Source organism: Denitrificimonas caeni, assembly GCF_905120345.1.
In the GTDB taxonomy this organism is placed as follows: domain Bacteria; phylum Pseudomonadota; class Gammaproteobacteria; order Pseudomonadales; family Pseudomonadaceae; genus Denitrificimonas; species Denitrificimonas caeni_A.
This window is the reverse complement of the sequence record NZ_CAJHOA010000001.1, coordinates 104,828-129,154: the sequence shown is the minus strand read 5'-3', so window position 1 is coordinate 129,154 and position 24,327 is coordinate 104,828. Positions and strand designations below refer to the sequence as shown.

Annotated in this window: 22 protein-coding genes; 6 read left to right on the top strand and 16 right to left on the bottom strand. The window is 46.7% G+C overall.

Annotated features, from left to right (window positions below; all coding sequences use genetic code 11):
• Positions 1-81: 81 nt before the first annotated feature.
• The 6 genes from JYJ62_RS00555 to recC all read right to left on the bottom strand — a co-directional run bounded on the left by JYJ62_RS00555 (position 82) and on the right by recC (position 11,716).
• A complete protein-coding gene (locus JYJ62_RS00555) occupies positions 82-444 on the bottom strand; it encodes a hypothetical protein (RefSeq protein WP_205340238.1) in 363 nt (120 codons plus the stop codon).
• Positions 445-557: 113 nt separating this feature from the next.
• Entirely contained in the window at positions 558-1,520 is a 963-nt protein-coding gene (locus JYJ62_RS00550; RefSeq protein WP_205340237.1) for a 5'-nucleotidase, read from the bottom strand.
• A gap of 260 nt (positions 1,521-1,780) precedes the next feature.
• Positions 1,781-1,969: a hypothetical protein gene (locus JYJ62_RS00545; protein ID WP_205340236.1), complete on the bottom strand. Its 189-nt coding sequence runs from the start codon at positions 1,967-1,969 to the stop codon at positions 1,781-1,783.
• 385 nt (positions 1,970-2,354) lie between these two features.
• Positions 2,355-4,502 (bottom strand): exodeoxyribonuclease V subunit alpha, encoded by a 2,148-nt coding sequence (recD, locus tag JYJ62_RS00540; protein WP_205340804.1) that lies wholly within the window; start codon positions 4,500-4,502, stop codon positions 2,355-2,357.
• A gap of 3 nt (positions 4,503-4,505) precedes the next feature.
• Positions 4,506-8,249 (bottom strand): exodeoxyribonuclease V subunit beta, encoded by a 3,744-nt coding sequence (recB, locus tag JYJ62_RS00535; protein WP_205340235.1) that lies wholly within the window; start codon positions 8,247-8,249, stop codon positions 4,506-4,508.
• Positions 8,246-11,716 (bottom strand): exodeoxyribonuclease V subunit gamma, encoded by a 3,471-nt coding sequence (gene recC / locus JYJ62_RS00530; protein WP_205340234.1) that lies wholly within the window; start codon positions 11,714-11,716, stop codon positions 8,246-8,248. Before recC ends, recB begins: the two co-directional genes overlap by 4 nt.
• Before the next feature lie 226 nt (positions 11,717-11,942).
• Between recC and JYJ62_RS00525 the strand changes: the two genes are divergently transcribed.
• The 5 genes from JYJ62_RS00525 to JYJ62_RS00505 all read left to right on the top strand — a co-directional run bounded on the left by JYJ62_RS00525 (position 11,943) and on the right by JYJ62_RS00505 (position 15,787).
• A complete protein-coding gene (locus JYJ62_RS00525) occupies positions 11,943-13,235 on the top strand; it encodes an OprD family porin (protein WP_205340233.1) in 1,293 nt (430 codons plus the stop codon).
• A 139-nt stretch (positions 13,236-13,374) separates the two neighbouring features.
• On the top strand, positions 13,375-13,689 hold the full coding sequence (locus JYJ62_RS00520; RefSeq protein WP_205340232.1) for a DUF883 family protein: 315 nt from the start codon (positions 13,375-13,377) through the stop codon (positions 13,687-13,689).
• A gap of 2 nt (positions 13,690-13,691) precedes the next feature.
• On the top strand, positions 13,692-14,060 hold the full coding sequence (locus JYJ62_RS00515; protein ID WP_205340231.1) for a phage holin family protein: 369 nt from the start codon (positions 13,692-13,694) through the stop codon (positions 14,058-14,060).
• Complete coding sequence (locus JYJ62_RS00510; RefSeq protein ID WP_205340230.1) at positions 14,057-14,410, top strand: hypothetical protein; 354 nt, start codon at positions 14,057-14,059, stop codon at positions 14,408-14,410. The genes JYJ62_RS00515 and JYJ62_RS00510 overlap by 4 nt, the downstream gene beginning before the upstream one ends.
• A gap of 45 nt (positions 14,411-14,455) precedes the next feature.
• Entirely contained in the window at positions 14,456-15,787 is a 1,332-nt protein-coding gene (locus JYJ62_RS00505) for a deoxyguanosinetriphosphate triphosphohydrolase (RefSeq protein ID WP_205340229.1), read from the top strand.
• A 50-nt stretch (positions 15,788-15,837) separates the two neighbouring features.
• Here the strand turns inward: JYJ62_RS00505 and JYJ62_RS00500 are convergent, their stop codons facing one another.
• The 8 genes from JYJ62_RS00500 to aroC all read right to left on the bottom strand — a co-directional run bounded on the left by JYJ62_RS00500 (position 15,838) and on the right by aroC (position 21,808).
• Entirely contained in the window at positions 15,838-16,179 is a 342-nt protein-coding gene (locus JYJ62_RS00500) for a LapA family protein (RefSeq protein ID WP_205340228.1), read from the bottom strand.
• A gap of 38 nt (positions 16,180-16,217) precedes the next feature.
• Complete coding sequence (gene ihfB / locus JYJ62_RS00495) at positions 16,218-16,499, bottom strand: integration host factor subunit beta (RefSeq protein ID WP_205340227.1); 282 nt, start codon at positions 16,497-16,499, stop codon at positions 16,218-16,220.
• A 351-nt stretch (positions 16,500-16,850) separates the two neighbouring features.
• On the bottom strand, positions 16,851-17,432 hold the full coding sequence (gene nfuA, locus JYJ62_RS00490; protein ID WP_205340226.1) for a Fe-S biogenesis protein NfuA: 582 nt from the start codon (positions 17,430-17,432) through the stop codon (positions 16,851-16,853).
• A 129-nt stretch (positions 17,433-17,561) separates the two neighbouring features.
• Positions 17,562-18,245 carry an acireductone synthase gene (gene mtnC, locus JYJ62_RS00485; protein WP_205340225.1) on the bottom strand — a complete coding sequence of 228 codons (684 nt, stop codon included), beginning with the start codon at positions 18,243-18,245 and terminating at the stop codon, positions 17,562-17,564.
• Positions 18,242-18,793: a 1,2-dihydroxy-3-keto-5-methylthiopentene dioxygenase gene (locus tag JYJ62_RS00480; protein WP_205340224.1), complete on the bottom strand. Its 552-nt coding sequence runs from the start codon at positions 18,791-18,793 to the stop codon at positions 18,242-18,244. Before JYJ62_RS00480 ends, mtnC begins: the two co-directional genes overlap by 4 nt.
• A 52-nt stretch (positions 18,794-18,845) precedes the next feature.
• Complete coding sequence (locus JYJ62_RS00475; RefSeq protein WP_205340803.1) at positions 18,846-19,466, bottom strand: methylthioribulose 1-phosphate dehydratase; 621 nt, start codon at positions 19,464-19,466, stop codon at positions 18,846-18,848.
• Positions 19,450-20,655 carry an MFS transporter gene (locus JYJ62_RS00470; RefSeq protein WP_205340223.1) on the bottom strand — a complete coding sequence of 402 codons (1,206 nt, stop codon included), beginning with the start codon at positions 20,653-20,655 and terminating at the stop codon, positions 19,450-19,452. The genes JYJ62_RS00475 and JYJ62_RS00470 overlap by 17 nt, the downstream gene beginning before the upstream one ends.
• 61 nt (positions 20,656-20,716) lie before the next feature.
• Entirely contained in the window at positions 20,717-21,808 is a 1,092-nt protein-coding gene (gene aroC, locus JYJ62_RS00465; protein ID WP_205340222.1) for a chorismate synthase, read from the bottom strand.
• A 159-nt stretch (positions 21,809-21,967) separates the two neighbouring features.
• Here aroC and JYJ62_RS00460 point away from each other — a divergent pair, with 159 nt between their 5' ends.
• Positions 21,968-22,759 (top strand): hypothetical protein, encoded by a 792-nt coding sequence (locus JYJ62_RS00460; RefSeq protein WP_232365681.1) that lies wholly within the window; start codon positions 21,968-21,970, stop codon positions 22,757-22,759.
• A 37-nt stretch (positions 22,760-22,796) separates the two neighbouring features.
• Here JYJ62_RS00460 and prmB read toward each other — a convergent pair whose 3' ends face one another.
• On the bottom strand, positions 22,797-23,684 hold the full coding sequence (gene prmB / locus JYJ62_RS00455) for a 50S ribosomal protein L3 N(5)-glutamine methyltransferase (RefSeq protein WP_232365680.1): 888 nt from the start codon (positions 23,682-23,684) through the stop codon (positions 22,797-22,799).
• A 56-nt stretch (positions 23,685-23,740) separates the two neighbouring features.
• A complete protein-coding gene (locus tag JYJ62_RS00450; protein ID WP_205340221.1) occupies positions 23,741-24,301 on the bottom strand; it encodes a Smr/MutS family protein in 561 nt (186 codons plus the stop codon).
• Positions 24,302-24,327 lie beyond the last annotated feature (26 nt).

Here is a 24,327-nt window from a genome sequence, read left to right as displayed (position 1 = left end):
GGCCAAAGTCTTAGGTGAATTGATACTATAGCCCGCCCAGATTCAATTCGCGGACAGCATGATGAGCGTAGCTAAGAATAATTAGCGCTGTAGTGGTAAAGGTTGCTGCTGCTCTGGATAGGTACGGTTTGCACAAAAACTGCGGACTTCACCACCAGCAAAACGCGCCTCAACATTATAGCCTTTGTACAGCGGATGATTGAGCGCCACTATACGCTTCTCACCTGGCTTGACCTGCAACAACAATATATTTGATTGCGTCAGCCCAAAACCAAACTCAAAACGAACAGACTCAAGCATCACATCATCGGTATTATGTACAGTCACATAGAGAATATCAGTCGTTTGATGATCAGCAAACAGTAGCCAACCAAAGCCTAAGCCAATAATCAAGAATACTGTTCTAAGTGAACGCAAAGCATCAATAAAACGATCAACCCACATGATAAAACCTATTGCCACACAAATGATATGCTTATCATACACTTACAGATAAAATAAAGTATTTGTTTGGCAGAAAGAAATCCTGCAGTTTCAACCCCTTACACCGCGCCCAACTATTCACTGTCCGCGCTGTTCTGCTCTAGCGCAGTGTGCTCGATATTGGCAATGCCAAAAGGAATATGTACAGACGGTAGATATGCTGATGCAGGCTCTAAGTGCAGCTTTTGATCATCAAAGAAAATATGCGGCTGCATAATATCAAGGACTTTAGATTTTTCCACGCCACCCATAAAAAACGCTTCATTGACAGTGATATCCCAATGACGCATGGTATTAATTACTCGCTTATGCGCTGGTGCATTACGCGCTGTAACAATGAAAACACGTAAAATTGGTTGGTATAACGGTTCTTTCTCCCGTTTATCCTGCTCCATCTTTTGAATTTCAGAAATACGCCTTAGAAAAGGTGTCAGAGGCCCAGGCGTATGCGGAATATCTTGACGCAGGGTTTCATGCTGATGAAATCCTGCAAGATTGTGTTCTTTATAAACGGCTTCTGCTTCATCATCGACTAAAACACCATCAAAATCGAAAGCAATTCTGAGCTGTAGATCATCACTGTCGTCCTCAACCTCACCCTTTAATATTTGCCCTGCAGGATAACCTGCTGCCACTGCGCTCTTGACGTCTTCAGCATTGGCGGACAAAAACAGCTCAATATCAAAAGCTGGAATATACGAATGCGGTGACTTGCCTTGCATAAATACAGCCCGAGTAATAGGTAAACCGTAGTGCTGGATGGAGTTCATCACTCGCAGGCCGGTGTCTGGGTCATTACGCGATAGCAGAATCACCTCAACAGGTGGATCATCTGGATTAAGCTGATTCAATGAGAGTAAACGACGAATAAACGGAAAGGCAACCCCCCTCGCAAGCGGGTCATCTTGATTATCACGCTGATGGCCACGGTAGATTTTTTCACCTTCGGCTCTAAATACAGCATCCGATTCTGATAAATCAAATAAGGCACTGGAAGCTAAGCCAATCACTAAGCGGCGACTCAAATCAAAAGCCATAGATCACCTACGAATAATTAAACGACAGCAGTAAAGTACAGATTAGCAATGCAGCAGATGCAGAGAGCCGACTGATGATGGAATAAACAACGGACGTCCTACTCGCGTACCAGGAAAGATGAACATTAACTATAGCAGGATGGTAGAGATACGATGATCCATAAAGCTGAACGGGATAAGATTTTTGTACAAACAAGGATATGTTGATACGGAAGAAAGGTTAAGTACTGCGCCTACTTTAAGTAGGCGCAATCTTATATTTAGCAGGTGCTGGTTGTACTTACACCATCACGATCGGCCAGTGCGTTCCAAGCATCAACAATCAGTCGATTCTCTAAACCCATGGCTGCATTGCAGGACTGTTCTGTCACTTGCATGCTGTTGTTAATTGCATTGATTTGCGCTGCAACGTAGCGACCCATTTTTTTGAATACTTTTAGGTTATCCATATCCTTACCCCTTTTTTTATATTATATGCACAGCAATCGCTGTAAAGCCTCCCGATGAACGAGACATAGCAATAATGCTTATCAAAAAGTAGGTGGTGTTCAGAAATAAAGCAGTACTGAAATCTATGTTCAGTATTGAACCGAGTTTTCTTTGCGAAAACTAAGGTATAGCATTTTGGATTATGCGCAAGCAATTGCCCTAAGGCGTATCAATTATGTCTTTCTCTGTACCACTCCACTCAAATTATCGTTTGAGTCGGGATAGGAGTACAAATATACAGTACCCCTACCAAATAAGCAAGTACCACGTCATAAAGGTTTTTTCAAGCAGTAAACCGCAGTTTTGCACTGATAATGTGAACCGCGTACAAAGTTGCGGCTCAAGTCATTCGAATCTATGCCCTACTACTGTTTGAATAGCCTGATTTAAGCCGCTAATACGCTCCACTTTACGTTTTACGGTTGCGGTAAAAATCCCCGAATGACCTTCGATCAAGGTGAATTTACTCCTTGCACGAGTGATACCGGTATAGAGTAATTCTTTGGTTAACACTGGGTTGAGACGATCCGGTAAAATGAGTGCCGTGTGCACAAACTCCGAGCCTTGCGATTTATGTACTGTCATGGCAAATACAGTCTCAACCGCAGTCAGACGACTGGGTAGTACATAGCGAACGCCTCCCTGCCCGTCATTGCGGGCGAAGGCCACCCGTAATACCTGTTTAGGTTCAGCGTTTGCCTCAGTGGCATCATCATTTGGCAGTAATAAAGCAATACCGATATCACCGTTCATTAAGCCTAAACTGTAATCATTTTTAGTCACCAATACAGGCCGCCCTTCATACCAACCTTCTGCACTACTGATTAAGCCTTTATCGTGCAACGCATTCGCAATACGCTCATTCAGGCCTGTCACACCAAACGTGCCTTTACGTAAAGCACACAACAAGCGGAATTGATCAAACGCCTGTAAAACAGTACAAGCCCATTGCGCCCAGCCTGGATCATCAAATGATAAATCAAGCGCTGGTCGCTGTTGTTGTAACACCTGTAAGTAGTAGGCGTAGCCAGCATTATCTAACGTATCAGTCGCTTGCGCAGTTGGGTTAAGCAGTACTTTGTCCAGCTCTGCTGCATTGGTTTGATTAACAAGCAAGTAGTTGATATCAAGGAACTCACTGTGCAATAACTGCCAAGCCTGCGTTGCTTGACTTTTATTTACCGCATCTGCCAACCGGCCAATACCCGAGTCACCGTCAAAACGGCGAGAATAGCGCAGCATCACGGTATGCTGAGCTAAACGGTGCTGCTGAGCCTCCCCCACACACCACCCCTCTGCATATAGCGTTTCATTGCATAACTGTGCAAGTCGCTGCTGGGTCTCCACAGTGTAATACGCCAACTCGGCATCGGCACAGAGGTCACCCAATACTGAGCCGGCCTCCACTGAGGCGAGTTGGTCTTTATCACCTAGTAAAATCAACCGTGCATGCTTGGGTAAAGCTTGCAGCACGTTATGCATCATTTCCAAGTCAATCATTGATGCTTCATCAATCACTAACACATCTAGCACTAAAGGATTGTTACCGTTATAGCGAAAATGTCGCGTATTGGGCAAGCTACCCAGCAGTCGGTGTAAGGTGGTCACCTCCGTTGGAATATGGTTTTTAACAGAACCAGTTACAGGTAAAGATGCAACCTGCTGACCAATGGACTCCGTTAAGCGTGCTGCGGCTTTACCTGTTGGCGCAGCCAATTGAATACGTAGTGCTTGCCCCGTTGTCAGCGCACTTTGTTGCAAAAGCGCCAATAAACGCACGACTGTAGTCGTTTTCCCGGTACCAGGACCGCCAGTAATCAAAGTTAATTGGCCTTGCGCTGCCATGGCACAAGCGACTTTCTGCCAATCAGTTTGACGCTCACCATCCACTATCAGCGGCTCACTAAATAAATCTGTTAAGCGTGCTGAAAAATCAGCCGACAGCGGCATTTGAGTGTCCATGCGCTGTACTAAACGCTGAGCCACACTGCTTTCATATTGCCAGTAACGATATAAATATAAACGGCCATCAACCAACACTAAGGGTTTAGCAACGTTTTTATCCTGCTGATAGAGCAATGCGCTACCTTGTAATACAGTGAGCCAGCGGGAAAGACTCACAGCCGCTAATAGCTGTGATGGCAAGATCGTCTGCTGCTCCGTATTGCGTCCTTCTGGAGGCAGTAACAGCGCTAGATCAGGATCGCGTAAGACACTCTGCAAGTCTAAGCAAATATGCCCATGGCCCAGTTGATGACTCACCAAAGCAACAGCCAATAACACCAGTGGTTCGGCATCAGCATCGAGTTTAGCTAACAGCTTCACCAAAGCGACATCCAATGCGCGTATCCAGTCAGCTTCGAGCCAGTGGTTAAGGAGCAGCACAACACCGTCACGATCCGCTAAATACTGCTCAGCATTGAGCCTATTCTGAGTGAGCGACACTGTGGCTGGCGGCTCGACATCTTCGCCAAAGAGTTGTCCTTGCTGCATCATTTACTGTGCCTCCTCGGCGCTGGATTTAAACAGCGCATCCAAGCGCTCGATCAGTTCACGCGCAGGTCGTGCATGATGCAAGCCTTGGCTCTCACTGTGTGCACCGCGTAAAAACATATACACCGCACCGCCCATATGGGTGTCGTAGTCATAATCGCTGATGCGTAATTTCAGTAGACGGTGTAGAGCCAAAATATATAAGGTGTACTGCAAGTCATAGCGATGTGTTAACACGCACTCATCCATCGCAGCGCTGCTGTACTCAGTCGCATTATCACCGAGCCAGTTAGACTTGTAATCAATCACATAATAGCGGCCTTGATGCTCAAGTACTAAGTCAATAAAGCCTTTAAACATACCATTTAATCGTTCGGGTTGCAGGTACGGCCGCGCTGCGCCGGGCAAAATAAACTCCCGCGTTAACTGATCAATCTGCAAGGTATTGGCGTGATGGGTGGCAAACCAAAACTCCATTTCTGCTTGGTAGTGATTGAGTTCAAACAAAGCCATTGGCTGCTCGCCCACAAAGAACTGCTGCTGGATATAATCTCTGAGCCATGGCCACAGCAGTTCGACATAGGGTTCAAAGCCATAGGCTTCGCAGCGCGCTTGGATAAATTGCTGCGCGTGTTCTGGCTTATCAAGAACAGCAGCAAACCCTTGCTCAGCAGCCCACTCGAGCAAACCATGTAAAAACGTACCAGGCTTGGCGCCGCGTGGAAAACTATGAATTCCTTCTTGCTCCTGCGAGGTATCCTGATGAAGCACTGCAGGGTCATCAGTGCTTGGATCGTACTGCTCATCATCACTCATGTTTTGCGCTACAGCGGATTGCGGTGCCAAGTCTTCCACTCGTTCAGTGGACTGTAGGTCAACACTAGGAGGCTGAGCCATAAAACGCAGCGCACTGTAAGAGGCTATCCACCAATGCTCACGCGTACGGCGCTGGGCAATACGCCACGATGGCTCAAATGTACCGTTGCGATTTTGTACGCTCTCCTCAGTACTGTCTGGCATAACTCCGACGTAGCTCACCAAGCTGTTTGACTCTAAGGCACTCTCAGCATGGGAAAAAGGTGCTAACCACTGCTCCAGCGCTGAGCTGCTAGTCAAGGGTTGTCCGTTATTTAAGAGATAACCAATCGCACTGTTGTGTAGCACGGAGGTCTTACCTTGACCTTTTTTCAAGTCGGCCATTCCCAACCAACAAGCATGACGTGCACGAGTTAATGCGACATACAACAGACGCAGGTCTTCACCCAATCGCTCTCGTTCAGCCTGCACAAGGCTAGCTTTGTCAGCATGCAGCATTAAAGTACGCTGTCCATCCGTCTGAATAGTAAAAGGCTGCTTACCCTCTTGCGCACGAAATCCACAAATAAAGGGTAAAAAGACCAATGGATACTCCAGTCCTTTGGATTTATGGATGGTGATAACACGCACTAATGATTCATCACTTTCTAGGCGCAGAATCTGTTCTTGTGCACCAGCGGATTGTCCCGCACAAGCGGTCTGTAAGTAGCGCAATACCGCAAATTCACCATCCAGTTCACGAGCAGCATGCTGTAACAGTTCCGATAAATGCAGCACGTTAGTTAACGCCCGCTCGCCATCAGGACGCTGTACTAAACGCTGCGGCAACTCAAAGTCGTGCATGATTTTTCGCAACATCGGCAGCACACCCTGCTTATGCCAGCGCTCTAAATAGTCTTTAAACTGCAATACTCTTTTCTCCCAAAGCAGCTCATCCTGATTGATCCGCTCCAACGCGCTCAGTGGCAAGGCAAAGGTACTGCAAGCTAGAGCCGTTTTTAACGCACGCTCATTGTCAGGATGTAAACACGCATGCAGCCAAGTCATGATATCGCGTGCTTCTTGGCTATCGAACACTGAGTCTTTATCTGACAGATAGACACTGCGTACATTACGTAAAGCCAACTGTTTGCGGATCGCTTGCGCTTCACGCATATCCCGAACCAGTACCGCAATATCATTGGGCTGCAACGTTTGCAACTGGCCTTCAGAGCCCTTAAAGCCTGCTTTATTTTCTGCAGCCAGATTAAGCAGTCGCGCAATTTCTGTGGCGCTACTGGCTGCCATCTCTTCAAGGTACTGATTACGCGAAACCGGTTCATCAGCCTCTAAACGCCAGACAGTCAAAGCGGGCGGTTGCGCTCCATCGACCCACCACTGTTCTTGACGGCCTTTAGCCTGCACCGGTACAAAAGGCAGATCATTACTGCTTTCTTGTTTAAATAAAAAAGCACCTTGACCGTGCTCACGCTGCTCAGCCAACTGAAATAATTGATTGACCGCACTGACCATGCTCTCTGTAGAGCGGAAGTTTGTATCCAAGTCATAGTGACGTCCAGCAGTCGCACGACGCGCATACAAATACGTATGAATATCAGCACCACGGAAACTATAGATGGCTTGCTTAGGATCGCCAATTAAAAACAAACCGGTATCAGGGTTATTTTCCGCAATGCGATAAACAGTATCGAAAATACGGTATTGCAAAGGATCGGTATCTTGAAACTCATCAATCAAGGCAACCGGAAACTGCTGACGAATAACTTCAGCTAAACGTTCGCCACTGGAGCCTTGTAGCGCATGATCAAGACGTGTGAGCATGTCATCAAAACCCATTTCTGCACGCTGCTGTTTCTCAAGATGAAAGCGTTGCTTAATCCAATACGCGGCATGCCATAAAGCTTGTTCATCCAACTCACGGGTGAGATTATCTAATTCAAGCGGTAGTGAGCGCATCGCTTCAAGGGCTGGATGTTGCGGAGCAGTGCTGCTGTCTTTCCAAGCCTCATGCAAACCATCAGGAGTAAGGCGAGTAAAGCCAGTGCCAATATCAAGCTTGGTTTGCTCGACATCTTCAGCCCAGGCCTTGAGCTTATCTAACCACGGCATATAGAAGCGTGCTTGAATAACACGGCCATTCACCGCTTTATCAGCCACGGCCTTATCAAGTATATCGCGCAACTCTTGCGTCCAGATGGACCAGTTGGCCTTGAGCCTGGCAAGGGTCTGTTGTTGCGCGTGAATACCGCTATCGAGCAGCTGCGCAAGTGATTGCGCGTCCTGATGAGGTGCTGTTGTTTGCGCATTGAGCAAGGGATATATTTTGCGTTGTAAATCAGCGGGTTGCTGCCAGTGTTCGAGCGCCCACAGCACGTTGCTACTCTGTAAGGGATAACACTGCTGGCGCCAATAATCTTTCACCACCAATGCCAGTAAATCGCTGTGATCAGTTTCTAATGTCTGGGTAAATAAGCTACCGCTATCAAAAGCATGCTCTCGCAACATGCGCTGACACCAAGAGTGAATGGTCGACACCGCCGCTTCATCCATCCATAGCGCCGCTTGGTCAAGACGCTGCGCACACGCGGCCCATTGTTCTGACGGGTAATCTTCACGCAGAGTTTGCAACAAGGTATCGACATGCTCTTGCTCATTACGAAACACCTGTGCGGCTTCAACTAACTTGGCGCGAATACGATCACGTAACTCTTGTGTGGCCGCATCAGTAAAAGTCACCACTAAAATTTCAGGCGGCAATAAATGGCGATTAAAAGCGCTGCCTTCAAGCAGACCATGTTGCAAGATTAAGCGCACATACAACGCAGCGATGGTATAGGTTTTACCCGTACCGGCACTGGCTTCAATTAAGCGACTGCCATACAACGGAAATTGCAACGCCAAAGGTCGCGGGGTGGCGTGTAGCTGACTCATAATGAATCCCCTTGACGTTCCAACTTAATAATATCGGCGTTAAATAGTGAGCCGTAGAGCAACTCCGCCCACTCAGCAAAGGTTTCATCAGCGATTAAATCGGCATAGCTGGGATATTGACGTGCCAGAGCGGCACTGTGTTGTACTTCACCAGCAGATTGAAAGCCGCCTTCATACACCGACTTAGCTTTACCATCCGATTGATTCTTCAAGAAATCCATCGCGGTTTTTAACGCCACCGGGATCGGTGCATTTAAACCGCTCTGCCAGCACTCCAGCCAACTCTGAGCAATCTGTATAGCCTGCTCAGGATCAAGATGAGCAAAGGCAATGCTACTTTCTTGGGCAATGATAAAGGTCTGCGTTGCCGCACCGGTTGCGTTAATCAAGACGTGCTGCACCCATGGCCGTAATAAGCGATGCCAACTGCGCTCTTTACCTTTATGAATTCTGCCAGGGATAAGCTCAATCCGCGCATACTCAGTCGCTCGGTTGTCGCTGAGCAGTGTCGTACGCAACCCTCCAAGCCAGCCTTCAAGATGAATCTGCCCTTGCTGTAGATCAATAATGCGTGCGGTCTCTTCCTCAGCAGGCCAGGCCTCACAGAGCAAGCGGTAATGTTGCAACTGGGCCAGCAATGGCTCAATCAACTCTCCACGCACCTGCTCACCAAACGCACACATTGGCAAAGCACCACTGCGCTGCAGTTTTTCACTGTGTAATTCTAAGACTGTCGATAAGTCGGCATCACTTGCGGCATGCTGGCCAGCGTTTAATAACTCTGACTGCAGGCTATGACGTTGCAATCCATCCAGGGCAAAAGGCTCATCTTCAAACATCTCTAGCTCAGCTTGGTCGAGATGTACTTTTAAACGCTCAGTAAAGAAAAACCTGACTGGATCGCGTAAAAAACGCTGCAACAACTCTGGCGTTATTTTGCTAACGGGTAGGAATTTAGATAAAGCTGTCGCGCTGTCAGCAGCAGGCTTTTGATGTAAAACAGACCATTCATGCGCATAGGTAAACAAATCTGAATGGTCTTTATTATCAGCAAAGTAATGCTGACTAAAGGGTTGCAATGGATGCACAGTGGTTAATGCGTCCAGTAAGGGCTGTTCATCAGCTAAGCGCCAACCACTACTTATATGATCGCGTAGCTGCGCGATCAGCACAGAGGGCGTACGCTCGGTATTATCGCGCACGCTGCGTCCGATCCAACTGATATAGAGTTTTTCACGTGCGGAAAGCAAGGCCTCTAATAATAAATAACGGTCATCTTCACGTCGTGAACGGTCGCCAGGACGGTAATCAGTCCCCATTAAGTCGAAGTCTAATGGTGCTTGCACACGCGGATAGTCACCGTCGTTCATTCCCAATAAACACACCATACGAAACGGAATAGCGCGCATCGGCATTAGCGTACAAAAATTAACAGAACCGGCTAAAAAACGCTGACTGAGATGATCAGAATCGATATTACTCAGCCATGCTTCACGCGCGACCGCCAAGGTTAGCGGCTCATCCAGTTCCGCCTCAATACACAGCTGATACCATTGCTCACATCCTTCGCGCATACGCTGAATTAATAAGTAGTCCGTATCCTCTTCAACTAAGAAAAATTGCTCAAGCAGTGCTAAGAAAATACTGCGCCACTCGGTAAACAGATGCATCGTACTCAACTGCTCGTGTAACTCTTGCAAGGCATCGAGACAGTGCGTTAGCGGGCCAATTAAAGCAGCGTCTAAACCGCCGACCTCGTCATACGGCTGAATACCTGCATAGGCATCACTGTCACCCATGGCATAACCGAGTAACATGCGCTGCAGGCCAAAATCCCATGTATTTTGTGTTAAGCCTTGCGGTAGAGCAAAATCCTCACGGTGCTTAGCATTCAGCCCCCAGCGCACGCCTGCTCCTGTTAACCAACGTTGCAAAATCGGCAAATGCTCTTCATGGATAGCGAAACGTGCACGTACCGCCGGCACATCCAACAAACTCATGATATCGCTAACCGTCAGGCGTGATTCGGGCAGGCGTAATAACTCATGCATGGCAATCAATAGCGGCTCAGTGCTTTGCTCAGCCTGGTCCGATAAAGTAAAAGGAATGTAGCGCAAGTCATCGCGCGCATACTGGGCAAACACCGCCTGAATATGCGGGGCGTAGCTATTGATATCCGGTACCATCACGATGATATCACGCGGTTTTAAACGGGAATCAGCGTTGAAATGAGCTAATAGCTGGTCGTGCAATACTTCCACTTCGCGCTGCGCACTGTGGGTGATATGAAAGCGCAGTGACTGGTCAGACTGAGGGTTAACAGCAGGCCACGTTACCCGTGTATCGGCTAACGGACGCAGATGTAAAATATCATTGTGCAGCTGCTCTAATAATGTAGCAACGTTACCATCTTCGAAAATATCAACGCGCTGACCCTGACTATTAAATTGGGTTTGGTAAGTATCCAGCTCATCATGTTGATCGAGCAAACTAATATAGTCTCGTCCCTGCTTACCCCAAGCAGCTAATAAAGGATGGGCAAACTGGTGTAACTGCTCAATCGATAACACCTCAGGAAAGCCCTCTTTACGGCTCTGTCGTCGGTACTCATGACGCAGTAATTGCTTATCTTCAACTATATCTGCCCAGTGAAACTGGCAAGGGTTATGCACGCAAAGCATCACTTGGCTAAAACGACTGATGGCGGCTAAGGCCTCAACCATTTGAGCGGGCAGTGAAGAAATACCAAAAATAATAATCCGCCGCGGTAAACCGGCAGGCGCACTGTCCATTGTTTGCATTGCAGCAATAAAACGCGGATGTACTGCAGCACGACTACTATGGATGACATCTTCACCGATATCATCAATCAATAAACGCCACAGTGCTGCTTGCCAAGCCACAATAGGCTCACGTGCTTGGGCTTTTTCAAGACTAACCTGTGGCTGACCATCGATTTGTCGCAACTGATCATCACCCAGCGCCCAATCCTTGAGCCAATCTGAACGGTACACTTGGTATTGGTCAAATAAGTCAGCTAGACGCTCAGACAACTGGTAGCGTTTACGTAAATCAGGATCGCTACCCAAGAAATGCTGCAAAGAGGCAAACACCGGCTGATCAATGATCCGCGGTAAAAGGCGCATTAAACGCCAAGTCAAAGGAGCCTTATCAAAGGGAGAGCTTTTTGCAATAGTCTCAGTACCCAACACTTGACGGTAAATTTGCCACAAAAATCGTGCTGGTAGACCAATCTGTAGACCCGCTGCAATTCCACAGCCGTTATCGTCAGCTAAAGCCAGCTTCAACCACTGCGCAATACCGTTGCTTTGCACTAAAATATGCTCATTTTCGAGCGCATGCAGCGGATTAATCTTTGTCCACTGCACGACTAACTCTCGCAATTCTTCTAAATGGTTGCTGTGTGCAACAATAAATCCTGGCTGTAGCGTCTGTGAGGCTGACATCGAGACGTCCTGTAAAAATATGTCATAGTGTGCCATCTTATGGCGATTTCTGTTGTTACGTAAGAATGATTACAGCATTGACACATCAAAATGGCCTACACTTTACCAGATGGTAATTTTTCGACCATTGTCTAAATGACCTTATGCACCTAAGCATGGTCTAGTGGATACGTCACAACTATTTATAATTTGATCGACTCTGTCTGCATCCCGGAGAACTATAAGAATGAAATTTAGTCCGTTAGCACGTTCAATCAGCTTGGGCACTCTAGCAGTTGCTTTAAGCATTCCAATGGTGGCGCAAGCTGCCTTTATTGAAGATAGCAAAGCGAGTTTAGAGCTGCGCAACTTCTATATGAATCGTGATTTCCGTCATGAAACTGCAACACAATCAAAAGCAGAGGAATGGGCTCAAGGCTTCTTACTTCGTTACGAATCCGGCTTCACTGAAGGCACTGTTGGTGTCGGTGTAGATGCCTATGGTTTTGCTGGCCTTAAGCTTGATTCAGGTGGTGGCACAGCGGGTACACAACTGCTGCTGCCAAAAGATCACAAAGGCAAAGTTCCGAGCAATCACGGCGAGCTAGGCGCAACTTTTAAAGCGCGTGTATCTCAGAGCACTTTAAAAGCCGGTACTTTGATGCCTAAGCTGCCAACTGTTTCCTCAGGTGACGGCCGTCTGATTCCACAAACGTTCACTGGTATGCATGTCAACAGTAAAGAAATTGACAACCTGACAGCTGACATCGGTCGCTTAGGTCGTATGAATCAGCGTAACTCAACTGATAATGCGCCTATTGTTCTGAATAGTCTGTCAGGCAACCAAGGTAAGCGTAACAACACATCAACTCGCTCACTTGCACACCAGAAGGTCACCAGCAAATTTGATTTTGCCGGCGTAAATTACACGTGGGGCGATACTGGCCTAAGCACTGGTTATAACTTTGCTAACTTTGATGGTGCTTATAAACAGCACATCCTCAATGGTGTTTATACGCTTCAACTCGCTGATGATCGCTCATTAAAAACTGATCTACGTTTTGCAAGAACGACTGAAGATGGCAACAGCGGTATTGATAACAAAGCTATTTCTGGAATGCTGACCTATAAAATGGGTTACAACAGCTTTGGCCTAGGTTATCAAAAAATGTCTGGCGATACCGGTTACGCTTATATTGAACTGGTTGACCCATTCCTAACCAACTATGTACAAATTCGTGACTTCGCTGCTACCGATGAGAAATCTTGGCAAGCACGTTACGACTATAACTTTGCTGGTTTAGGCATGCCTGGCTTAAGCCTGATGACGCGCTACATTAAAGGTAGCAACATCTACATGGGCTCTGGCAAATCAAGTGGTAATGAGTGGGAGCGCGATACTGATATCGCTTACGTCTTCCAAGACGGCCCATTGAAAAACCTCGGCGTGAAATGGCGTAATGCAACACTTCGCTCAGATATTTCTAAAAAAATTGACGAAAACCGTCTGATCGTTAGCTACACCATTCCATTGATGTAAGCTATATTATTCGTATTAAATAAACCCGCTTATAAGCGGGTTTATTTTTTATAAAATAGTATCTTTCAAATGGAACCTATAACAGTTACATTGACTCTGATGTTATGAACATTGAATTTACTTATGGAGTACACCTGTCATGGCTAAAAAAAATATACTTAGCAACGCAGACCCACTATTGGCAGAGTTTAAAGCCTTGGTATCGGATACTGAGCAACTACTACAACATTCTGTTGATCTTACCGGTGATAAAGCCGAAGAGCTGCGCGATCAGATTAAGTTGAGTTTACAACGTGCACGCCAAGCACTAGGCTCCACTGAACAAGCGCTGCTTGAGCGTGGTAAAGAAGCGCTAAGTACAAGTGAAGAATATGTACGTGAACACCCACTGCAGTCTTTGGCCGTCGGTGCTGGCGTTGGTTTCTTATTAGGCCTCTTGGTGTCTAGGCGCTAAATATGACAGACCAGTCTTTCTCAGAGACTTCGCGGCGCTTAGGCGCCGCAACTCTGGATTTACTCAGCGATCATGCTGAGTTATTTGCTCTTGAGCTACAAGAGCAAAAAAATCACAGCAGTCAGCAATTATTCTGGATAGGTCTTATTGCTGCCTGTGGCTTTATGCTCTTTTTATTATTAAACGGCTTGCTGATTGTCTTGCTGTGGCAGCAGTACGAACACTGGCTATTAGTTGCTATGTCTGCTTTTTATACTGTCTCAGGCTTACTTTGTATCTGGCGAATGAAATCTGCACAAAGCCATATACAAGCGCCTTTTAGCGCCTCATTGCAGGAGCTTAAAAAAACCAAAGAGCGACTGTTACCATGACAATACAAAAATATAAAAAAGACAATCCCATCGCTCTACGAAAACAGCTTATTCAGATGCGTCTCGAGTTAAATAGACAAAAAATCTGTCACGAAAGTATTGTTTTACTTGAGCCGATTGAGAAAATACGTAGTTACAAAAACCGTCTTATGCAGGGCTCAACACCTTTATTAGCTGTAGCTGGGGTAGCTCTAGCAAGCTTCTTTCTTACTCGTCAGCGACGCTCAGCAAGCGCTCTATTACCTATAGTACGAATTGCTAGCAGCCTATTACCATTTTTTATGGCAACGCCCCGCGCAGAAACCGCCACAGCGGCTACACGAACTAATAATCTAAACAAAACGTACTAGATGATTAGCGGTGCATATCTTCAATTAACAGGTTGAGAGCGCTCAGTGGATTGGCATCAATTATTAAATCGTGAACGCTTAGGCAAAACCTCACACAGCGCTGAAGAATTAGGTCGCAGTCCTTTCCATAAGGATCACGATCGAATTATTTTCTCAGGCGCTTTCCGCCGTCTGGGCCGCAAAACACAGGTGCACCCTGTATCCAGCAACGACCATATCCATACGCGCCTAACTCACTCCTTAGAAGTCAGCTGTGTGGGTCGCTCTTTAGCGATGCGTGTCGCAGAAATGATCCGCCCAGCGCTACCACAATGGTGTGAACCCAGTGATTTAGGGATGATTGTGCAGTCGGCTTGCTTAGCTCATGATATTGGCAACCCACCCTTTGGTCACTCGGGCGAAGATGCAATTCGGCACTGGTTTCAACAGGCCGCTAGCAATGGTTGGCTGGATAGTATGAGCGCAGCGCAGCGCCAAGATTTCTTAAATTTTGAAGGTAATGCACAAGGCTTTCGTGTACTGACACAACTTGAATACCATCAATTTGATGGCGGTATGCGTTTAACCTATGCAACCCTTGGTGCTTTTTCTAAATACCCTTGGAGCTCAAAGCACGCGAGTGCTCAAGGTTATAAAAAACATAAGTTTGGCAGCTATCAAAGTGAATTACCTTTGCTGGAACAAATCGCTAATAAATTAGGTATCCCCAAGATTGATGATGAACACTGGGCTCGCCATCCATTAGTCTATTTAGTCGAAGCTGCTGATGATATTTGCTACGGTTTAATTGATCTGGAAGATGGTATTGAAATGGAGCTTCTGGAGTACCGCGAAGTTGAAGCCCTACTCCTCGATTTAGTGGGCGATGATCTACCGGAAACTTACCGTCAATTGGGGCCTAAAGATTCACGCCGCAGAAAGCTAGCCATCTTGCGCGGCAAAGCAATTGAGCATTTAACCAATGCCGCAGCGCACGCTTTTGTTGAGCAGCAGCCTGCACTGATGGCCGGCACCTTGCAAGGTGACCTGGTTGAGCACATGCACGGCCCAGCCAAGACCTGTGTGATCAACGCGAAAGCCTTAGCCCGCGAAAAAATCTTCCAAGACAAGCGTAAAACATTACATGAAATTGGCGCTTACACCACTTTAGAAATTTTACTTAATGCTTTTTGTGGTGCCGCCCTAGAACAACACACGCATGGCACACTGTCATTTAAAAATAGACGTATTTTTGACTTGCTTGGACATACAGCGCCCCAGCCAGACTGGACGCTCTACACATCCTTTATGCGCATTATCGATTTTATTGGTGGCATGACAGACAGCTACGCAACGGAAATGGCGCGAGAAATGACAGGCCGCTCCAGCCCTATGTGATCGCCTGCAAGGTTTTGGCGCTAAACAGCCCCAACCTTGCTCGATATGATTTAGGATGCGTGGGGCAACTCTGCAACAGCTGGAGTGGCTGCATCCTGCTCAGCCGCTGCTTTTTCTAAGGCACTGATGCGCTGCTCATAAACTTTTAACTGCTTAACTTGCTTGTTATAGCGCATGCGCATGCGTTGATGTGGCCACCATGACACCAGCGGGCCAATAATCAGACCTAAAACAAAAGCACTCAGCACATACAGCGCCATAGGTAACTCAGGGGTTAGCCAGCCAAAAAATACCAACTGAGTTGTAGTGCGGTTTTCTAAGGTAAAAAACACTACGCCAGCGGCCAGCGCTAAAGCAATAATAACTACCAGTAGACGTTTAAAACTTCGCATAAGATCCTCTGCGCTCACTCTCTCTATTTAGTATTAGCTTAGCCATCATTTACCCTATCGCGCAACTCTTTACCGGGTTTAAAGTGCGGCACATATTTACCTTGTAATTCAACCGTTTCGCCAGTTTTTGGATTACGGCCGACTCGAGGCGCTCGGTAATTTACTGAAAAGCTTCCAAAACCGCGAACTTCAATACGCTCTCCAGAAGACAATACTTGCGTCATATGTTCCAACATAGTTTTCACTGCCAACTCAACATCACGCACAGACAGTTGTTCTTGTCGGTCAACAATACGCTCGATCAATTCGGACTTATTCATTATTTTCCCTTTTTTATCAAGCAGCTAGCTATTTTTTAGCATGCTTGCTGAGCTTTGAACAGGGTCAATTTATGAAATACTAAAAGAATGTCAGTTATCTTAACTTTTAAGCAAAAAAACCGATAACAGCTTGTGGCTGATATCGGTTTTTTTAAGATTCTTAGCAAAAACAGCCTAAGAATATAGAGAAGTTATTTTGTTTAAGTTGGGATCATCCAACTTAAACATATGCAGTCGAGCTGCACCAAAAAGCTCTTGCAGGGTAATGTTCAAGCTTGTTCAGCGCGCATTATTTTATAAGCTAGAACGCGCTGAATCTATTTGACTAAAGTCCCCTGAACAGCAACTTGATTAATAGTAAGCGTTTTCAGTCACACTGTGGTCTGTCACATCACGCACACCTTTGACTTCAGGAATACGTGCCATTAGCGTTTTTTCGATACCTTCTTTTAAAGTGTAATCTGCCTGGCCACAACCTTGGCAACCACCACCAAATTTCAAAATTAAAATACCATTATCAATATCAATCAGGCTCACTTCGCCACCGTGACTGGCCAGTCCTGGATTGATTTCTGTTTGCAGATAATAGTTGACTCGCTCTGATAAAGGACTGTCTTCACTGACCATCGGCACTTTAGCGTTGGGTGCTTTAATCGTCAGTTGCCCACCCATACGGTCGGTTGCATAATCAACCACCGCATCCTCAAGATAGGGCTCACTCAGTGCATCAATCCAAGCAGTAAAGGCTGGCAATACCAGTGGGGTATCTTCAACTTTTTGCTCTTCAGGTTTGCAGTAAGCAATGCAGGTTTCTGCGTAGCTGGTACCAGGCTGGGTAATAAATACGCGAATACCAATGCCGGGTACATCTTGGCCTTTTAATAAATCACTTAAATAGACTTGTGCAGCTTCTGTAATATTAATAGTGCTCATAGTAACTCCTCGCAATCATGGTTGCAGTGTACGCTAGTTAGCCCCTACGAATAAAGACCTAGTAAAGCAGTCAGGTTAAATTATTCAATAAAAAAGCAAACGTCTCACCTCAGCTAGATCTATTTATTGCTAAAAAGTCATTGGATCAATAGCGTTAAAGCTTGCAACAGTGGTATGCCCTAACAAGGAACCCTGTGTCCGCGCCAAACCACAGGTACGCATACCGCTGGCTTGCGCCGCATCCAACTCTTCGACCACATCAGACAAAAATAAAATCTGTCCTGCAGGCAAGCCGATGGCTTGTGCAATACGTGCATAAGAGGCCGCTTCGCGCTTGTGCCCAGAGGTGGTATCAAAGTAATCGGAAAACAAGTGGGTTAAATCGCCGGCGACGGAATAAGCAAATATCAGTTTTTGCGCTTGCACCGAGCCTGATGAATACACATACAGACGGTAGCCCTGTTGCTGCCAGGCCTGCAGCATCTCAACCGCATCAGGATAGACATGCCCTTTAATTTCACCACTGGCATAGCCGTGCTGCCAGACTAAGCCCTGTAGAGCCTTCAGCGACGTAGCTTTAACATCCTGCTCCATCCACAACGCCAGAATGTCGATCAAACGCTCAGCGTCTGCTTGCGGCTCTTGCACTTCATCGCGCACAGCCTGCAACAACGGCGAGTTGGGGTCTTGCTCAGCGCAGGCGCGGACATAAGCAGGCAAATGCTTTTGAGCGTAGGGAAATAACACCTCAAAAACAAAAGCAATGGAGCTGGTGGTGCCCTCAATATCAGTCAAAATCGCTTTGACACTCATAGCAAATCATCCAGAGTAGGATACTGCTGAGCAATTTTATCTCCGCTGAACTGAGCCACCCAGCCGTCTGGATTGTTAAACAGGCGCAGCGCAGTAAAGCGTGGACGCTCCCCCATATCAAACCAATGCTTGCTACCGGCAGGAACAGAGATCAGCGCGCCTTTTTCGCACAATACCGCATAGATATGCTGATCAATATGCAAACTAAATAAGCCTCGCCCAGAAACAAAGAAGCGCACTTCGTCTTCGCTATGCACATGTTCATCGAGAAACTTCGCGCGCAGCTCGACTTTTTGCGGATGCGTTTCGTCTAAACTGATGACATCAACTGTCGCATAGCCACCTTCTTTTTGTAAGCGAGCAATATCGTCAGCATAAGCGGCTATCACATCCTCAGAGGAGGACTGTGCAGTAATCGGCTGATTGGCTTGCCAATGCTCAAAACGCACGCCAACTTGAGCTAAAGTGCTGCTAATATCTTCTAAATGATTTAATACCTTAACCGCCTGCTTAGGCTGGCTGGTGTGGTACACAAACAGCTGACTCATAGTTATCATTCTCTATAAAATTCAATCAAATCGCTTAGCCAAATATAGCAAATCAAAGTGTCTTGCAAGCTCGCACCTTTAATTCACACTCAAGCAAAAATTCAAAGGCTTCAATATGACGCAATGCATCCTGCATTGATACGCCCCAAGTGTATAAACCATGACCTCGAATTAAGTAGCCTGGACAGTCTGGATGGCTATCAAGCCACTGCTGTACCTGCACGGCTAAACGTGACATATCCTGATCATTATCGAAAATAGGCACCAACAAAGGCTGCTCATGACTTTCGATACCGTTAAAAGCTTTTTGTAGCTCGTAGTCGGTAAATTCAATCTGCGCTGCTTGCTCAATTCGAGATAACACCGTGGCATTCACTGAGTGAGTGTGCAAGACCGCTTGAATAGAAGACTGCCAGTTATACAGCTGCGTATGCAGTAAGGCTTCTGCGGACGGCTTTTTATGCGGCTCAAGGCTCTTCGCCTGTAAGTCTGTCGCAAGAATATCATCCTCGCTCAGCTGCCCCTTATGTTTACCTGATACGGTTAACAAGACTTGATTGGTTGATAGACGAGCGGAGTAATTACTACTGGTGGCCGGAGACCAGCCTCGAGCATATAAAAACTGTCCGGCTTGAATAATTTGCTCAGTAAGCTGCTCACGAGTGAATGTCATCATTACCGCCCTTTTTCAATATTGATTGAGGATTTTCGATACTTTTCAGTCCAAACAAAACCAGCAATGCAGCCACTAAAGCGGCAGCACTAGCTAAAGTAAAGGTCATGCTTGCGCCCAGCGTTTGCCATGTATAGCCTGCGTAGAGCGCGCCTAAAGCACCTCCAACACCGGAAAACGACACATACAACCCCTGCCCTTGGCCTTGTTTATGTGCAGAAAAATAACGCTGTACAAAGTGAATCGCGGCAGCATGAAAACTGCCAAAAGTGGCGGCATGCAACACTTGCACAAATAACAACAGCCATAAAGTATCTGCATAAAAGCCAAGCAACCACCAACGCAGTACGGCTAAGCAAACGCTAACCAAAATAATACGTTTTAAGCAAACTCGCCGTAGCAACCAAGGCATTATGACAAATAGACCAATTTCCGCCAGCACACCAAGCGCCCATAGCCACCCAATTACCCTACGCGAGTAGTCTAAATCAATCAGGTACAAGGTCAAAAAGGTGTAATAGGGTCCATGTGATAACTGCATTAAAGTCACACAGGCTAAAAAAACAATGATAGGTAGCATCTGCGTTTTGTCTGGTGATTGATTTACCCTAGGTGCCAACGCAGTGTGTGTCTGCACTCTAACAGGCTGTGCCGGCACCCAAAAGCTACTGAGTACAATCCCGCTCATAACCGCTAAGATAGCCCAAGGATAATAATTCAGACCTACCTGATCAAATAAATAACCAAAGCCAATCACCACCAGCATAAAACCCACTGAACCCCATAGCCGCAGTTGGCTATAACGTTCACTCTGAGTATCCAGATGCGCTAGAGTAATCACTTCGAATTGAGCTAAAATCGCATGCCAAAAAAATGCATGCAACACCATAATCAAAGCCATCCAGGCAAAGCTTTGACCAACAAAAATGAGGGCGAATGAGAGCATGGTGCAAACGGCAGCAAAACGCACAATCGCCAAACGCTGCTGAGTACGATCAGCCAGCCAAGCCCATAGATTAGGTGCGATACAACGCATCAGCATCGGGATCGCGATCAGTTCACCAATACGCGCTGCGGAAAAACCTAGATGGTCGAAATATAACGCCAGAAAAGGCGCCGTGGCGCCCAGTAAGGCAAAATAAAAAAAGTAAAAACCCGATAAACGCCAATACGGCAAACCCGTGCTCATGATTCAGTCGGCCTCAACAGGTCGCTGCCTTTAGACAGCGACCTGTTTATCAAGCAGTCTCTTAGAGCTGAGCAAGTACGGGTGTGCTGACCTGCACATCAGCATTTTGACCACGATGGCGCAATAAATGATCCATCAACACAATAGCCATCATCGCTTCAGCAATCGGCGTAGCACGAATACCCACACAAGGATCATGGCGACCTTTAGTGATCATCTCAACCGGCAGGCCTGCTGTATCAATCGAACGGCCCGGGGTAGTAATGCTTGAGGTTGGCTTCAGTGCCAAATGAGCAATAATCGGTTGTCCCGAAGAAATACCACCCAGCACGCCGCCGGCATGGTTCGAGGTAAAACCTTCCGGAGTGAGTTCATCACGGTGCTCTGTACCACGCTGAGCAACACAGGCGAAACCCGCACCGATTTCCACACCTTTCACCGCGTTAATACTCATCAAAGCATGCGCCAAATCAGCATCGAGACGATCAAATACTGGCTCGCCCAAGCCAGGCATTACACCTTCAGCAACAACCGTGATTTTTGCACCAACGGAGTCTTGATCACGACGTAATTGATCCATGTAGGCTTCAAGTTCCGCAACCTTGCTTGGATCAGGACTAAAAAAAGCATTGTCATACACTGCATCCCAGCTCTTAAATGGGATTTCAATGGGGCCTAATTGGCTCATATAGCCGCGTACGACAATACCCTGGGTGGCGAGATATTTTTTCGCAATAGCACCCGCCGCAACCCGCATCGCGGTTTCACGAGCCGAGCTACGACCCCCACCACGATAATCACGCAGACCGTATTTATGGTGATAACTGTAGTCAGCATGCGCGGGACGGAAAATATCTTTAATAGCCGAATAATCTTTTGATTTTTGATCGGTATTACGAATCAACAAACCAATTGGACAGCCTGTCGTGAGCCCTTCAAAGACGCCCGATAAAATCTCAACCTGATCAGGCTCTTGACGCTGCGTGGTGTGACGGCTGGTGCCTGGCTTGCGGCGATCAAGATCATTTTGTAAGTCTTCAGCAGTCAATGGCAAGCCTGGCGGACAACCATCAACAATGGCAACTAATGCGGGACCGTGGCTTTCTCCAGCGGTAGTAACGGTAAAAAGCTTGCCAAAAGTATTGCCGGACATACACACTGCTCCGAAATTATTAAAATAATTGTGCAGTATACCTGTACCTAGCAGTTTCTGGCACCTTGCATCGTAATGCACTGGCAGTTCGCCACCCTATAGAACCTGCTTTAACTGCCGATAGACTGAGCTATACAGCAACGGATAAAGTGATTCGATATGACACTCTCTGCAAATATAGCGGATACGCCGCAGACAACCAGTGAAATAGAGGTTGAAAGTGTACATCCTTGGCTCAATTTAAGCGCTGAACGCTTTCAGTTGGTGCGTCTCGCGCCATTGCCTGCCGATCGTGAAACAGGCTTAAGACCTTTACGTTTTGCCAGTTTGGATCGTGTTGAACGTCACAGTGAAGCAGAAAGCTTCCTGCGCTTAACGATCAGCTTACCAGGGCAAAACACTCATAATGAATTCAACACTTTGGAGGTCTGGGTCGATCATCAAAAGTTGGACGTTCGTATCAACGCCGATTTCCCGTTACGTACCGAGCCGGCTAACCGCGGCTTAGGACGGTTTTTATTGGCGCAAGCCGTACTATGGGCGAGTAAACGTTGGAATCACTACACAGTCGCTAGCCAAGCACTGCTGATTAAACATGCCGCAAACGATGCTGCGCGCTTACGTCGTGACCATGCCTTACAAGCACAAGGTTTCAAGGTTAGCTATGAAGATGCCGTGCAAATGCGTGCGCTATGCACCGCTGGACGCATCAGCGAACTGCACAGTGACTGGAATGAGAATAAAGTCAGCATCATCAGCACCCTTGATAGCGCGGCAATGCTGGAAAAAGCCGATCAATCATTGCACGAACAAAGTTTACAACTGAAGAAGCGTGATGGTGAGATTGATCGCTTAAAAAGAGAAGACAATACGTTACGTTTTACTATCGCAATGCTGGCTATTTTCGCTGTCTTTCAAGCCGCCTTATTGATCTGGATTGCAACGCGCTAAATAGATTTTATCATCCTGCAATCCAGACATAATGAGCCTACTGACAAGCAGCACACTGCTGTGCAGTTAGCGCCAAGACTGCCGACCCCACTTGCGAGTGCTCCAGCCAAGTAAAATCAAGCATAGGGTAGAGTTCTATTAGTTTTGAACGATGCTGCCCCACATCAAGAACTAATAATCCTTTATTGCTCAAGTGTTGGCTGGCTTGCTGTAAAACCTGATGAATAAACTCAAGTCCTGTGCATCCAGAGCGACTGCTCTGTCGCGGTTCATATTGAAATTCTCGCGGTAATTGCGCCCACTGCTCTGTTTGTAAACTGGGCGGATTGCAGACAATCAAATCAAAGCGTTGCCCTGCTAGCTGGGCAAAGATATCGCTGCGCAAGGTATAAACTCTTTCACCCAACTGGTGCAAAGCGATATTCTCATCAGCCACTTGCAAGGCCTGCTCAGACATATCAGCCAAAATCACCTCAGCATCGGGAAACTCAAGTGCACAAGTAATTCCCAAGCAGCCTGAACCGGTACCTAAATCTAAAATACGCTGTGGCACTTTAATCAGCCAAGGTGAAAAGCGCTGCGGGATTAGCTCAGCCATAGGTGAGCGAGGAATCATTACTCGTTCATCCACTTTAAAAGGCAAGCCTGCAAACCAAGTCTCACCAAGTAAATAGGCTGCAGGGATACGCTGCTCAATACGCTTTTTTAAAATACTCTGCACTATTGCATGCTCATCGGTATGCAGATTGCAATCTAAATACTTATCATGCAACTCGTAAGGCAAATGTAAACTGCCCAGCACCAAAGTGCGTGCCTCATCAAAAACACTGTCGCTGCCTTGTGCAAAAAACACTTGAGCCTGACTAAATTGACTGATGGCCCAACGAATATAATCACGCAGTGTTGCTAACCCAGAATCACTCACAGACTGTCTCCGCACTGTTATTTATAGTTACTTACGGTATCAGTTTATTCGCCGTTTTACTCATCATCACGACCTTCCAACATGTGACGCTTAAGCAACACATAGACTGCGCCGGCACCACCATGTTTAGCCACGCACGAGGTAAAACCTAAGACTTTATCATGTTGGCGTAACCATGTATTAACATGGCTTTTAATCATCGGTTTTTTACCGTCTAGACGTGCGGCTTTACCGTGAGTCACACGCACACAACGGACTTCAAGACGTAGCGCTTCAGTCAAAAACTCTCGCAACGTCGAGCGCGCTTTCTCGACACTCATACCATGTAAATCCAGACTGCCTTCAAAAGCTATTAGCCCAGATTTCATGCGACGTAACTGGCTATCTTGTACACCGTCGCGCGCCCAATACAGTTCGTCTTCAGCACCGACATCAATGACAAACTGGTCAGATAAACCATCAACCGTAATAGCTGCAATCGTTTGCTGGGCATTTTCTCGGCGCACGCGTTGCTCTGCGCGGTTAGGCTTGGCTTTACCGATATCGGCTTGATCGACATAAATACGGCGTACGCCCTGCATTTGCTGAGCAAATAAAGAAAATTCATCATCAGGCATAACGCTCTCCTCTGTTCTTCATGCAT